The 13,344-nt window shown below is 62.7% G+C and carries 13 protein-coding genes; 6 read left to right on the top strand and 7 right to left on the bottom strand.

Annotated features, from left to right (window positions below; translation table 11 throughout):
• Nucleotides 1-12 precede the first annotated feature (12 nt).
• Both PSEBG33_RS15120 and PSEBG33_RS15125 read right to left on the bottom strand, forming a co-directional pair.
• Nucleotides 13-807 (bottom strand): class II aldolase/adducin family protein, encoded by a 795-nt coding sequence (locus tag PSEBG33_RS15120; protein WP_005787679.1) that lies wholly within the window; start codon nucleotides 805-807, stop codon nucleotides 13-15.
• 106 nt (nucleotides 808-913) lie between these two features.
• The gene (locus PSEBG33_RS15125) at nucleotides 914-1,819 is read right to left on the bottom strand and encodes a LysR family transcriptional regulator (protein ID WP_005787677.1); all 906 of its coding nucleotides are present in this window, start codon (nucleotides 1,817-1,819) and stop codon (nucleotides 914-916) included.
• 213 nt (nucleotides 1,820-2,032) lie between these two features.
• On the opposite strand from PSEBG33_RS15125, the gene PSEBG33_RS15130 reads away from it, so the two are divergent.
• From PSEBG33_RS15130 to PSEBG33_RS15150, 5 genes are all read left to right on the top strand, one after another.
• Complete coding sequence (locus PSEBG33_RS15130; protein ID WP_005787676.1) at nucleotides 2,033-2,644, top strand: cysteine dioxygenase; 612 nt, start codon at nucleotides 2,033-2,035, stop codon at nucleotides 2,642-2,644.
• Nucleotides 2,641-4,224, top strand: a complete 1,584-nt coding sequence (locus tag PSEBG33_RS15135; RefSeq protein ID WP_005787675.1) for a rhodanese-related sulfurtransferase — start codon at nucleotides 2,641-2,643, stop codon at nucleotides 4,222-4,224. Before PSEBG33_RS15130 ends, PSEBG33_RS15135 begins: the two co-directional genes overlap by 4 nt.
• An 82-nt stretch (nucleotides 4,225-4,306) precedes the next feature.
• A complete protein-coding gene (locus tag PSEBG33_RS15140; protein ID WP_005787673.1) occupies nucleotides 4,307-5,281 on the top strand; it encodes an ABC transporter substrate-binding protein in 975 nt (324 codons plus the stop codon).
• Nucleotides 5,282-5,342: 61 nt separating this feature from the next.
• On the top strand, nucleotides 5,343-6,512 hold the full coding sequence (locus PSEBG33_RS15145) for an acyl-CoA dehydrogenase family protein (protein ID WP_032803858.1): 1,170 nt from the start codon (nucleotides 5,343-5,345) through the stop codon (nucleotides 6,510-6,512).
• The gene (locus tag PSEBG33_RS15150; protein WP_005787669.1) at nucleotides 6,509-7,453 is read left to right on the top strand and encodes a D-isomer specific 2-hydroxyacid dehydrogenase family protein; all 945 of its coding nucleotides are present in this window, start codon (nucleotides 6,509-6,511) and stop codon (nucleotides 7,451-7,453) included. The genes PSEBG33_RS15145 and PSEBG33_RS15150 overlap by 4 nt, the downstream gene beginning before the upstream one ends.
• Nucleotides 7,454-7,497: 44 nt before the next feature.
• On the opposite strand, the gene PSEBG33_RS15155 is transcribed toward PSEBG33_RS15150, so the two are convergent.
• From PSEBG33_RS15155 to PSEBG33_RS15175, 5 genes are all read right to left on the bottom strand, one after another.
• Nucleotides 7,498-8,379 (bottom strand): LysR family transcriptional regulator, encoded by an 882-nt coding sequence (locus tag PSEBG33_RS15155; RefSeq protein ID WP_005787668.1) that lies wholly within the window; start codon nucleotides 8,377-8,379, stop codon nucleotides 7,498-7,500.
• 240 nt (nucleotides 8,380-8,619) lie between these two features.
• The gene (gene ycaC / locus PSEBG33_RS15160; protein WP_005787666.1) at nucleotides 8,620-9,237 is read right to left on the bottom strand and encodes an isochorismate family cysteine hydrolase YcaC; all 618 of its coding nucleotides are present in this window, start codon (nucleotides 9,235-9,237) and stop codon (nucleotides 8,620-8,622) included.
• A gap of 24 nt (nucleotides 9,238-9,261) precedes the next feature.
• Complete coding sequence (locus tag PSEBG33_RS15165) at nucleotides 9,262-11,100, bottom strand: amidohydrolase (RefSeq protein ID WP_005787664.1); 1,839 nt, start codon at nucleotides 11,098-11,100, stop codon at nucleotides 9,262-9,264.
• Nucleotides 11,097-11,687 (bottom strand): antibiotic biosynthesis monooxygenase, encoded by a 591-nt coding sequence (locus PSEBG33_RS15170; protein WP_005787663.1) that lies wholly within the window; start codon nucleotides 11,685-11,687, stop codon nucleotides 11,097-11,099. Before PSEBG33_RS15170 ends, PSEBG33_RS15165 begins: the two co-directional genes overlap by 4 nt.
• 124 nt (nucleotides 11,688-11,811) lie before the next feature.
• Nucleotides 11,812-12,717: a LysR family transcriptional regulator gene (locus PSEBG33_RS15175; protein ID WP_005787661.1), complete on the bottom strand. Its 906-nt coding sequence runs from the start codon at nucleotides 12,715-12,717 to the stop codon at nucleotides 11,812-11,814.
• Nucleotides 12,718-12,920: 203 nt separating this feature from the next.
• On the opposite strand from PSEBG33_RS15175, the gene PSEBG33_RS15180 reads away from it, so the two are divergent.
• A complete protein-coding gene (locus tag PSEBG33_RS15180; RefSeq protein ID WP_005787660.1) occupies nucleotides 12,921-13,319 on the top strand; it encodes a helix-turn-helix domain-containing protein in 399 nt (132 codons plus the stop codon).
• The last annotated feature ends 25 nt before the right edge of the window (nucleotides 13,320-13,344 follow it).

Raw genomic sequence — 13,344 nt, 5'->3', positions numbered from 1 at the left:
GCGCACTCAGGATCAGTTCTTGTAGTCGGTATCGGTGCGCTCCAACTGCCGCACCAGCGCATTCCAATGCCGTGCCACGCCCGGCCCTTCCCCATTGCTGAACACCTTGGCCTGCTGCTCGACCTTGGCTACCACCTCTGCGGGCGGGAAAACCAACTCGGCATTCCCCGCCGCCTGCGCAGCAATCTGGATATTGCACGCGCGCTCCAGGCCTTGCAGTTGCTGAAAGGCGTGCTCGACGCTGACACCCGCCGTCAACAAGCCATGGTTGCGCAGGATCATCACGCTCTTGTCGCCCAAATCCGCGACCAGCCGCTCGCGCTCGTCCAGGTCCAGGGCCACGCCTTCATAGCCGTGGTAGGCCACGCGCCCTGAGAACGCAATGGCGTGCTGGGAGATCGGCAGCAAGCCGCCCTTCTGCGCCGACACGGCAATGCCGTCGCGGGTATGGGTGTGCAGCACCGCTTGCAAATCGTGGCGCGCGCCGTGAATGGCACTGTGGATCACATAACCGGCGTAGTTGATGCCAAGGCCCGTAGGATCATCGACGAGAGTGCCGTCCAGATCGACCTTAACCAGGTTGGACGCAGTGATTTCATCGAACAACAGCCCAAAGGCGTTAATCAGGAAATGCTCATCGGGCCCCGGCACACGGGCCGAGAAATGGGTATAGATATGGTCGGTCCACTTGTACAGGGCCGCCAGGCGATAGGCGGCGGCCAGTTTGACACGCACCTCCCATTCCTCTGGCGTAACACGTTGGCGGACAGTATTGGAAACACTCGATAGCGAGGTGACGCTGCTCATGACAAAACTTCCTGGATGGCCTTAAGGACGTCAGGCCAGCCTAGGGGAAGCAAAAAAATAATAAAAAGCACATTTTAATCTAAGCTAATTATTATTTTTTTTCATATCACGCCACTGCGCGAACCTTGTGCAAAGAAGCCGCCACCCATTGCCCGAACGCATCCACCGGCCCTTGCAGGTTGCCGAGAAAGTGCGGATAGATCAGCCACAAATCCATCACCGGTTTGAAATCCTTGAGCGGCATCACTGCCAGGTGCTCGCGCTGAGCGCTGCGTTCCAACAACGGACGTGGCACCAGGCCAAGGCCCAGCCCATCCGCCACCAGGCCCAGTTGCAACTCGGTGCCGAAGGTTTCCAGGTTGACCCGCAACGCCAGGCCCTGGTCCGACAAGGTGCGTTGCAACCCGGCACGGAAGCCGCAACCATCCGGGTTGAGGATCCAGCCGTTCTGGTATACGTCCGCCAGTTTGCACGGCTTCTTCGGCAGCTGCGCCTTGGCACAGACCACCACCAGCTCCATCTTGCCGATGGACTCGCCGACAACGTTGTCCGGGAAAATCTTGCCCGCCGGGAACAACGCCACCGCCGCATCCAGTTCGCCGCGTTCGATCTTGCCGACCAGTTGGCTGCCCCAACCGGTGGCAACCTGGGCGCGCAGGTCGGCGTATTCAGTGCGCAGGTGCTTGAGCGCATCCAGCAACACCACATCGCCAATGGTTTGCGGGACGCCCAGGCGTAACACGCCGGTGGGCGGTGCATCGGTGGCCACCAGTTCGCGCAGGGCATCCATCTCGCGCAGGATCAGCCGGCATTGTTCATAGACGCGAGTGCCGATCAGCGTCGGCTTGAGGGGTTTGGTGTTGCGGTCGAACAGCTCCACCCCCAGTGCCTGCTCAAAGTTCTGCACACGGCGGGTAATAGCCGGCTGGGTCAGTTGCAACGACTCGGCGGCATGGCTGATGGACTGGCAACGAATCACTTCGACAAAGGCATCGATATCGTCAATTTTCATTTGGGCCGCACATAGAGATCAATCATTAAGATGTGCGTGAAGCATAGTTGTCGCGCACCGCTCTGGATAGCCCGCCTTGGGATCGATAACGTCTAACGCTATTCACGGCGGTTCTAAATTACCTGTGGCTATAAGCTAATCATTAAAAAATAGCATATTAACTATAAACATTATGCTTATATAAACCCATCACAACAGCACGATGGAATGGTCATGCCCCAGGCCCGACACCCCGAAAGACTCAGAGCCTTCATAGGCGCCCTGGCGGAATTGATCGACGCCAACCCACGTGAAGGTGACCTGCTGCACCGCGGCGGCAAGCTGCTGGCGCAACTGGTCAGCCATGATGACTGGCTCCCCGACGAGTTCGCCCAGCCCGATCCCGAGCGCTATCAGCAATTTTTGCTGCATGCCGATTCGCGCCAGCGTTTCAGCCTGGTCAGTTTTGTGTGGGGGCCAGGGCAAAGCACGCCGATTCATGACCATCGGGTGTGGGGGCTGATCGGCATGTTGCGGGGCGCTGAGTTTTCCCAGGGCTTTGCACGTGCGCCCGACGGCAGCCTGGTGGCGCAAGGCTCACCCGTCCAGCTGCTGCCGGGCCAGGTCGAGGCGGTATCGCCCAAGATCGGCGATATCCATCAGGTCAGCAATGCCCACCGCGATCAGGTGTCCATCAGCATCCATGTATACGGCGCCAATATCGGTGCGGTACGCCGTGCGGTGTACCAGCCCGACGGCAGCGAAAAATTGTTTATCTCCGGTTATTCCAACGCCTCGCTCCCGAACATCTGGGACCTGTCCAAAGAAAAGAGCCCTGCCCTATGATCACCGTATCGACCCGCAGCTTTGCCCAGATTCGCCAGGCCCTGTTGGACCGTGAGGAGCTGGCGTTGATCGACGTGCGTGAAGAGGCGCCGTTTGCCGAGTCCCACCCGTTGTTCGCCGCCAATATCCCGCTGTCCAAGCTGGAACTGGAGGTGTACGCACGCATTCCACGCCGCGATACCCAGGTCACCCTGTATGACAACGGTGAAGGGCTGGCCAGCCGCGCTGCCGAACGTCTACTTGAGCTGGGCTACACCCAGGTCAGCCTGCTTGAGGGGGGACTGGACGGGTGGCGCCGCGCGGGTGGCGAGCTGTTTATCGACGTCAACGTGCCGAGCAAAGCCTTTGGCGAGCTGGTCGAAAGCCAGCGCCACACGCCGTCCCTGGCCGCCGAAGAAGTCCAGGCCCTGCTCGACAGCCAGGCCGATGTGGTGGTGCTCGATGCCCGCCGTTTCGACGAATACCAGACCATGAGTATTCCCACCGGTATCAGCGTGCCGGGTGCGGAGCTGGTCTTGCGCGCCCGCGAACTGGCGCCAGACCCGGCCACGCGCATTATCGTCAACTGCGCCGGGCGCACCCGCAGCATTATCGGTACCCAGTCGTTGATCAATGCCGGCCTTCCCAACCCGGTTGCGGCGCTACGCAACGGCACCATCGGCTGGACCCTGGCCGGGCAAACACTTGCCCACAACCAAGCCCGCCGCTTCGCGCCAACGCCAGAGGAACATCGCCAGCTCGGCGCCGAGGCTGCACGCCGCGTTGCCGACAAGGCCCGCGTCGGCCGCGCCACCCTTGACGAGCTACACCACTGGCAGCAGGACACGACGCGCACCACCTACCTGTTCGATGTGCGCACCCCGGAAGAATTCGAAGCCGGGCACCTGCCCGGTGCCCGCGCCACACCCGGCGGGCAACTGGTGCAGGAAACCGACCACGTCGCCAGCGTACGCGGTGCGCGCCTGGTGCTGGTCGATGACGACGGCGTGCGTGCCAATATGTCCGCCTCCTGGCTGGCTCAGTTGGGTTGGCAAGTGCATGTGCTGGATGACCTGCAAGCCGAGCACTTCAGCGAACGCGGCGGGTGGGTCGCGCCAGTGCCTGCGCCACCCCAGGCCGAACTGATCAGCCCGCACACCCTCGCCGACTGGCTGGGCCATGGTGACACCGTGGTGCTGGACTTCACCGCGAGCGCCAATTACGTCAAACGCCATATACCCGGTGCCTGGTGGGTGCTGCGTGCGCAACTGCCTCAGGCCCTGGCCAAGGTGCCGCGTGCCCAGCGCTACGTATTGACCTGCGGCAGCAGCCAATTGGCGCGCCTGGCGGTGGCCGAGGTACAAGCGCTGACCGGCCAGCAGGTGTTCGTGTTGCAGGACGGCACTGCCGCCTGGATCGCCGCGCAACTGCCCCTGGAGGAAGGCGAAACCCACCTCGCCTCACCGCGTATCGATCGCTACCGTCGCCCCTACGAAGGCACCGACAATCCACGGGAAGCCATGCAGGCTTACCTGGATTGGGAGTTCGGCCTGGTCGAGCAACTGGCCCGCGACGGCACCCATGGTTTCTACGTGATCTGAGCTGCTGCTGCATCGTTTTCGCCTATCCGACCCCTTCTCCAGGTGGAGGTATCCCCCTTATCCAACGCCTGGAGTGTGTCCCATGCTGTACGCCATCCCTTTCAAACACCTGCTACTGGGCGCCGCCCTGGCCCTCGGCCTGCTGTCCAGCGTACAGGCTGCCGACCTGCAACCGCTGCGCGTGGCCAACCAGAAATCCACGATCAAGGCGCTGCTGCAAGCCTCTGGCGAAACCCGCAACGTGCCCTACGAAATCAAGTGGTCGGAATTCCCCTCGGCCTCGCCCTTGGGCGAAGCGCTGAATGCCGGCGCCGTGGATGTCGGCGCGCTTGGTGACGCTCCTTATGTGTTCGCTCTGGGCGCCGGCGCGTCGCTCAAAGTGATCAGCATCATCCATGCACAAGGGCGTAACACCACCGCACTGCTGGTGCCCAAGGACTCGCCGATCAAGACCGCGGCCGATCTCAAAGGCAAGAAAATCGTCACCGGGCGCGGCTCCATCGGGCATTACCTGGCGATCAGGGCCCTGAACGATGCGGGCCTGAGCACTCAGGATGTGCAGTTCATATTCCTGCTGCCTGCCGAGTCGCGGCTGGTGCTGGACAACGGCACTGCAGACGCCTGGGCCACCTGGGACCCGTACACCACCGTGGTCACCTCACAGAGCAACGCTCGCGTGCTGGTCAGCGGTAAACACCTGCTGAGCAATCATCTGTACTTCGCTGCGACCGGCCAGGCCATTGCCGACAAGCGCGCGCAACTGGACGACTTTGTCGCACGGGTTGACCGCGCCTACGCCTGGGCCAACGCCCACCCCGATGAGTATGCCGCCGCCCAGGCCAGGATCACCGGCTTGCCGCTGGCCGTGCATATCGAAGTGGCCAAGGACACTCACCTGTCGCCGGTCGCGATTGACGACGCGGTGATCAGCGGCCTGCAAGCCACCGCCGACACGTATGTAAAAGAGGGGCTGCTGCCCAACCGCATCGATGTCTCCCAGGGCTTCGATCCAAGCTTTAACGCCAAGCGTGCCACCCTCGACCAAGCCTCGCGCTAAAGAGGGATGCAGTGCGAGCCCCGGCCCAGACCCCCTCCCACACTTGACCGAGTACATGCTGATGACTCACTCGTCTCTACGCGCTGTAGACGTCGTCGATTTCGACACCACGCTCACCCGCCTCAGCGCCGAACTGGCCGGGACCGCTCATGCCTATGACGAAAGCGGCGCCTTCCCCCACGCCAACTTCAACCTGTTGCACCAACACGGCCTGGTCGCCCTCACCGTCCCCAGCGCCCTCGGCGGCGGCGGTGCCAGCCTGGCCCAGGCGCGCAAGGCCATCAGCGCCGTCGCCAAGGGCGAGCCCTCCACGGCGCTGATCCTGGTGATGCAGTACCTGCAACACGCCCGCCTGCAAGACAGCAAAACCTGGCCCCGGCACCTGCGCGTACGCGTCGCCGAGGACGCGGTGCGCAACGGTGCGCTGATCAATGCCCTGCGCGTCGAGCCGGACCTGGGCACACCGGCCCGTGGCGGTTTACCCGCCACCACCGCCGTGCGCACCGTTGACGGCTGGCGTATCAGCGGGCGCAAACTCTACTCCACCGGCAGCCATGGCTTGAGCTGGTTCAGCGTATGGGCGCGCAGCGACGACGCAGACCCGCTGGTGGGCGCCTGGCTGGTGGCCAAGGACAGCCCCGGCGTGAGCATCATCGACACCTGGGATCACCTGGGTATGCGCGCCACTTGCAGCCACGAGGTGGTGCTCGACAACGTACTGGTGCCACTGGACCACGCCGTCAGCGTCAGCCCCTTTAGCGCGCCGCAGCCGGAACTGGATGGCGAAGGCTTGCTGTGGATGTCAGTGCTGCTGTCGTCGGTTTACGACGCGGTGGCCCAGGCGGCGCGGGACTGGTTGGTGAACTGGTTGCAAGAGCGCAAGCCATCCAACCTGGGGGCTGCGCTGTCCACTTTGCCGCGCTTTCAGGAAACCGTCGGCCATATCGACACCTTGCTGTTCGCCAATCGCAGCCTGCTTGAGGCTGCCGCCGAAGGCCACACGCCGGCCGCCAACGCCGCACAATTGAAATACCTGGTGACCGGTAACGCGATCCGCGCCGTCGAGCTGGCCATCGAAGCCTCGGGCAACCCAGGCTTGTCACGCCATAGCCCACTGCAACGGCATTACCGCGATGTGCTGTGCAGCCGCGTGCATACCCCACAAAACGACGCCGTGCTGCAAGGTGTCGGCAGAGCCGTGTTCACCCAACACCAGAAGGAGCGCCCATGAGCCACGTGATAATTGCCAGCCAGTTGGACGAAGACTTCAACCAGGTCATTCGCGAACGACTGGCGCCGCTGCACCCCCAAGCTCAGGTGATCGGTGTGCCGGTGGGTGCGCCGAACGACCTGCCACCCCAGGCCAATATCCTGCTGTTGCGCCCGATCAATGTGCGCGGCTATATCGCCCCCGACACGCCCCCACCGGGCTGGCCGTACGGCGCGCAATGGGTGCACCTGGTGTCATCGGGCATCGACTTTTACCCGCAGTGGCTGTTCAACGGCCCGCCTGTGAGCACGTCCCGGGGCAGCGCGGCCGACAACCTGGCCGAATTCGCCCTGGCAGCAATCTTTGCCGCCGCCAAACACCTGCCGGACATCTGGGTGAAAGACTCGCAGTGGAATTTCACCGCCCTGCGCCCGCTCAAAGGGACCACCCTGGGTATCTTTGGCTTTGGGGCGATTGGCGAAAGCCTGGCGCAAAAAGCCCTGGGCCTTGGTCTCAAGGTGATCGCGCTGCGTCAGAGCCAGGCTCCGTTCAGCGCCGGCGTGGAGGCCGCCACTGACATCCACGACCTGTTCGCCCGCGCCGACCATCTGGTGGTGGCGGCACCACTGACCGAGGCAACGCGGCACGTTATCAACCGTGACGTACTAGGCAGCGCCAAGCCGGGGCTGCACCTGATCAACATCGCACGCGGTGGCTTGCTGGATCAGGAGGCGCTGCTGGAGGCGCTGGATAACGGGCAGATCGGGCTGGCATCGCTCGACGTGACCGAGCCAGAGCCATTGCCGGACGGGCATCCGCTGTATACCCATCCCAGGGTGCGGTTGTCGCCGCATACGTCGGCGATTTCTACCAACAGCAAGGAGGAGATTGCGGATACGTTCCTGGCGAATCTGGAGCGGTATGTGGCAGGCCTTGAATTAACCAACGTAGCAAACGCCTGACGCTATTCAAATTACAGGAGCTGGCCTGCCTGCTCCCACACGTATCAGCAGCCGCCAGCCAGGCGTTCACGCAGGAACTCGACCAACGCCTGTACCGGCCGTGAACTCTGCCGGTGCTGGGGGTACACCGCCGACAACGTCAGGGCTTCGGGCGCGAACTCGTCCAATACGCTGACCAGGCGACCGTCCTTCAATGCCTCGCCGACTATGAACGTCGGCAGGTAGGTAACCCCCAGCCCGGCAATGGCGGTGTCACGCAGCAAATCGCCGTTGTTGACCCGCATGCGCCCGCTCACATTCAGCGCTTGCAGCTTGCCCTTGAAGCGCCATTGCACCTGGCGGCCGTGACCGTAGGGCAGGCAATCGTGGTCGGCAAGGTCGTCAGGTTTTTGCGGCGTGCCGCGCAAAGCCAGGTAATCGGGGCTGGCGCAATACACCCTCGGGATGCTGGCGATACGACGGGCGATCAAGGTGGAGTCTTCCAGGGTGCCGATCCGCAGCACCAAGTCGTAGCCTTCGCCGATCAGGTCTACCGGGCGGTCGCTGAGATCTACCTCCACCGACACGTCGGGATAGCGCTGCAGGAACAGCGGCAGCAGGCAACCCAAGTGCGCCATGGCAAACGAAAGCGGCGCACTGAGGCGAATCGTGCCGCGCGGTTCGCTGTTCTGCCCGGCAATGCCCTGCTCCACCTGCTCGACATCACTGAGCAGGCGCAAGGCGGATTCGTAGTAACTCTGGCCCAGCGGCGTGACATCCAGGCGCCGCGTGGAGCGATTGAGCAGGCGCACGCCCAGGCGTTCTTCCAGCTGGATCAGGCGGCGGCTGACAAATTGCTTGGACAGGCCCAGTTGCTCGGCGGCGGCGGTGAAACTGCCGGACTCCATGACCTGACAGAACAGGCGCATGTCTTCGAAGGGGTTCATTGTCGCTACTCGGTGGACGATGGGCTGTTTTATAGCGGGTTCAGAGGCACACCACAAACCTGATGTGGGAGGAGGCTTGCCCCAACGCTCCCCCGTAGGAGCGAGCTTGCTCGCGAAAAACGTCAACGATAACGCGTGTTTCCTGAATGAACGCGGCGCCTATCAGTTTTTCGCGAGCAAGCTCGCTCCTGCAAAAGCATTACCCTCCCACAGGGGATTACTTACACCTGGCAGATCCGCTTACTTGGCAGTAAACGCCGAGTAGCTGTTCATCAGGTTGCGGTAGTTGGGGATGCGCGGCGACAGCAGGTTGGCCAGGCCTTCCATGTCGTTGCGCCAGTCCACTTGCAGCTCGCAGGCCACCGAGAACCAGTTCACCAGTTGCGCACCGGCGGCGGTCATACGTGCCCAGGCAGCTTGTTGCACGGTCTCGTTGAAGGTGCCGGAGGCGTCAGTGACCACAAACACCTCGAAGCCTTCGGCCAGGGCGCACAGGGTCGGGAAGGCAACGCACACATCCGTCACCACACCGGCAATGATGATCTGCTTGCGGCCCGTGGCCTTGACGGCCTTGACGAACTCTTCGTTGTCCCAGGCGTTGATCTGGCCAGGGCGAGCGATGTACGGCGCGTCCGGGAACAGTGCCTTGAGTTCCGGAACCAGTGGGCCGTTGGGGCCGCTTTCAAAGCTGGTGGTCAGGATGGTCGGCAGGTTGAAGAACTTGGCTACATCGGCCAGGGCCAGCACGTTGTTCTTGAATTCGTTGGGGGAAAAATCCTGCACCAGGGAGATCAGACCGGTCTGGTGATCGACCAGCAGGACAACGGCGTCATCTTTGTTCAAGCGCTTGTAAGTCATGGGGTAACTCCTTGGGTTTCTGGATTAAAAGGCAAAGCATGAGCAGCCAAACGCACCCCAGAAGCCCTGGAAGTCGCTGACCGGCACGCTGGAAAGACGGGCTTTTTCATGGCTGTGGGCGTGCACGCCGCACGGGCCGCTGCACTGATGTACCTGCGCCTGCATCGGCGAAGTCGGGCGCCAGTGCCCCGGCACCTTGGCCACCGGCGACCAGTCCGGCAGCACCGGCACGCGCGGCGGTGCGTAATCTTCGAAGTCGCCAGTGCCGTAGACGACCTTGCCGCCGACCACGGTGAGTACCGACTCGATCCACTTGATGGCCTCTTCATCGACACTGAAAAAGTCCGCCGACAGCGCTGCGACATCGGCCAACTGACCGACCTTGATCTGGCCTTTCTTGCCCTGCTCGGACGAGAACCAGGCGCTGCCGTGGGTAAACAACTCCAGCGCGGTAAGGCGCGGCAAGCCCTCGGCATGCAGCTCCAGGCCGCCGACCGTGCGCCCGCTGACCATCCAGTACAACGAGGTCCAGGGGTTATAGCTGGAGACCCGCGTGGCATCGGTGCCCGCCCCTACCGGCACGCCTTCGGCCAACATGCGCTTGATCGGTGGCGTGGCTTCGGCGGCCTTGGCGCCATAGCGCTCGACAAAGTACTCACCCTGGAACGCCATGCGGTCCTGGATCGCAATACCACCGCCGAGGGCGCGCACCCGTTCGATGTTTTTCGGGGTGATGGTTTCGGCGTGGTCGAAGAACCACGGCAGGCCATTGAACGGAATGTCACGGTTGACCTTCTCGAACACGTCGAGCATACGCGAGATGGATTCGTCGTAAGTGGCGTGCAGGCGGAACGGCCAGCGCTGTTCCACCAGGTGGCGCACCACCGGTTCCAGTTCCTGTTCCATGGTCAGCGGCAGGTCCGGACGTGGTTCGAGGAAGTCTTCGAAGTCCGCAGCGGAGAACACCAGCATCTCCCCGGCACCGTTGTGGCGCAGGTAGTCGTCGCCCTGATGCAGGGTCACGCTGCCGGTCCAGTTCTTGAAGTCGCTGAGTTCTTCCTTGGGCTTTTGGGTGAACAGGTTGTAGGCGATGCGCACCGTCAACTGCTGGTCCTTGGCCAGTTGCTCGATCACCGCGTAATCGTCCGGGTAGTTCTGGAAACCACCGCCGGCATCGATAGCGCTGGTCAGGCCCAGGCGATTGAGTTCGCGCATGAATTGGCGGGTGGAGTTGACCTGGTATTCCAGCGGCAGTTTTGGGCCTTTGGCCAAGGTCGAATACAAAATCATCGCGTTGGGCCGCGCCACCAGCATCCCGGTGGGGTTGCCGTTGCTGTCACGTACGATCTCGCCGCCCGGTGGGTTCGGCGTGTCCTTGGTGTAGCCGGCCACGCGCAGCGCCGCACGGTTGAGCAAGGCGCGGTCGTACAGGTGCAGCACGAACACCGGGGTATCCGGCGCGGCCTGGTTGAGTTCTTCCAGGGTGGGCATACGTTTTTCGGCGAACTGGAATTCGTTCCAGCCGCCGACCACGCGTACCCATTGCGGTGTGGGCGTGCGATCGGCCTGGTCCTTGAGCATGCGCAAGGCATCGGCCAGGGACGGCACGCCCTCCCAGCGCAGTTCGAGGTTGTAGTTCAGCCCGCCACGGATCAGGTGCAGGTGCGAGTCGTTGAGCCCGGGGATGACGGTACGGCCCTTGAGGTCGATCACCTGGGTGCCACTGCCGCGCAGGGCCATGGCCTCGCCGTCAGTGCCGACAGCGACGAAGCGCCCGTCGCGAATGGCGACGGCGCTGGCGCGTGGGTTTTCCCGGTCCACGGTGTGGAACTGGCCATTGAACAGAATCAGATCGGCGTTCATAGGGTTTCCTTTACAGAGGCTTCAAGCCAGGGAGCGAACAAGCGGGTGGCTGCCGGCATCAGCAGGTACACCACCAACAGCACGATGGTGAGGGTGACCAAAAAGGTCGAAACCACGTAGTTGGACAAAAACGGATGCAGCCGCAGGATCGGCCCCCAGATAATGGGCAGCAGCAAGGTTTGCGGCAGGATCACAAACAGGCTCACCACCGCCTGCTTCCAGCGCGGTGGCTTGGCGGCGCCGTCGGCCTGAGGGGCGAACCAGAACTCATTGGCGCCGCCGATTTCAGTCTGGTCGCCGTCAGCCAGCATCGGCGCGGCTTCGTCGATCAGGGCCTGGCGTTGTGGAGAGTCGAGCCACAGTTCCAGGGCATCGGTGGAGCTATAGCGCAATACGCAGGTGAACAGGGCCGTGCCGTTTTGCTGGCTGCGCACCACGTCGACGCCCAGGTGGCCGGGGCGTTCGCCAGCGATACGCACGATGCGGCGTAGCCAGGCTTCGTACTCGGTTTCACGGCCGGGCTTGACCCGGTGCTTGACGACCAGCGTGACGACTTCGTCAGAGCTGGTTTTAGGTGTTGGGTCCATGATTGGGTGACTCCCCCGCAGGATTGAGCGATGGGAGGAGTTTGCCGGGCCGGGGGTACTGGGAATTGGATGTATGTGCTGTCTGGGTTTCTGTGGGAGGAGATCACCGACAGTCACTTGGCATTCAGTTCGCCGCCATATGCTCGGCAATCCGCCCGCGTAGCCAGCGCTCCGCCGGATCATTGTCATGCACCCCGCTCCAGACCATCGACAGTTCCGCCGCATCAATCGCAAACGGCGGATCCTCGGCCCGCAAGCGGGTGCCTTCGGTCAACGCGCACGCTGCGTAGTCCGGCACGGTCGCGATGATCTGCGTTCCCGCCAGCAACGCGCGCAACCCGCTGAACTGCGGCACCGCCAGCACCACCCGCCGCGAGCGGCCGATGCGCGCCAGGTCCAGGTCGATATTGCCGCTCAGGTCACCCGAGAATGACACCATCGCATGGGGCCTGGCGCAGTAGTCATCCAGGCTCAGCGGCGCCTCACCGTCATCCCCGCGCAACACCTTGCAGGGAATATCCCGCAGTTTCTTGCGCTTGGCATTGGCCGGCAGTTCGGTGGTGTAGCTCACCCCGACCGAAATTTCACCGCTGGCCAGCAGCGATGACATCAACAGGTAATTGGCCCGGCGCACCACCACGATGATGCCCGGGGCCTCTTCGCGCAGTTGGCTGAGCAACGCGGGAAACAGCCCGAACTCGGCGTCATCGGACAGGCCAATGCGAAACACCGCGCAACTGGTGGAAGGGTCGAAATCCTTGGCGCGGCTGACGGCGCCGGAGATGGTGTCCATGGCCGGTTGCAGCTCCTTGAGTATTGCCACCGCCCGTGGCGTGGGCTCCATACCGCGACCGTTGCGCAGCAACAACGGGTCGTCGAACAAATCGCGCAGACGGCCCAGCGCCGCGCTGACCGCCGGTTGGCCCATGAAGAGCTTCTCGGCAACCCGGGTCAGGTTTTTTTCGAACATCAGGGCCTCGAAAATCACCAGCAGGTTCATATCGACGCGACGCAGGTCGTTGCGGTTCATGGCGGTATCCAGACAATTTGCAGAGGGCAAGCAAAGCATGTCCCGCACGCCTGCGATTGCATAGCCGTGCTGTCTTTTATGCGACGGCACCTGGCGAAATTAACAACGATTAACTCGTCAGCCAGGCGGCTCGGCAACAAGATAAGCCGCGTCTACACTGCATCCATTCACGGGAACGCTCCCATCGACTGCGGATATTTGTCATGGCCCGACTTGAGCAATATGCCCCTCGTTTGTCCGCCACCGGTGGCCTGTGCCCCCGGCGCGAGCGCATCGCAAAGCAATTGATCCTCGCCAACCTCGGCGAAAGCCTGGCCATCGCCGACCTGGCCCAGGCCTGCGCCTTGTCGCGCAGCCATTTCTCCCGCGCCTTCAAATGCACCACCGGGGTGTCGCCCCAGGAATGGATTCGCCAGCAGCGGATTCTGCGGGCCAAGGAATTGATCACCGGTTCGTCCCTGAGCCTCACGCAAATCAGCCTGGAATGTGGATTCTGCGACCAGGCGCACTTCTGCCATATGTTCACGCGCAGCGAAGGCGTGAACCCGATGACCTGGCGAAATCACCACTCGCGCTCCAAGCCTGCCGTGATCGCCGCCTAGTGGTCTTGACGCAGCTGGAATATGC

It is taken from the genome of Pseudomonas synxantha BG33R (genome assembly GCF_000263715.2).
GTDB classification, from domain to species: Bacteria; Pseudomonadota; Gammaproteobacteria; order Pseudomonadales; family Pseudomonadaceae; genus Aquipseudomonas; species Aquipseudomonas synxantha_A.
This window is presented reverse-complemented; position numbering and strand designations above follow the sequence as displayed.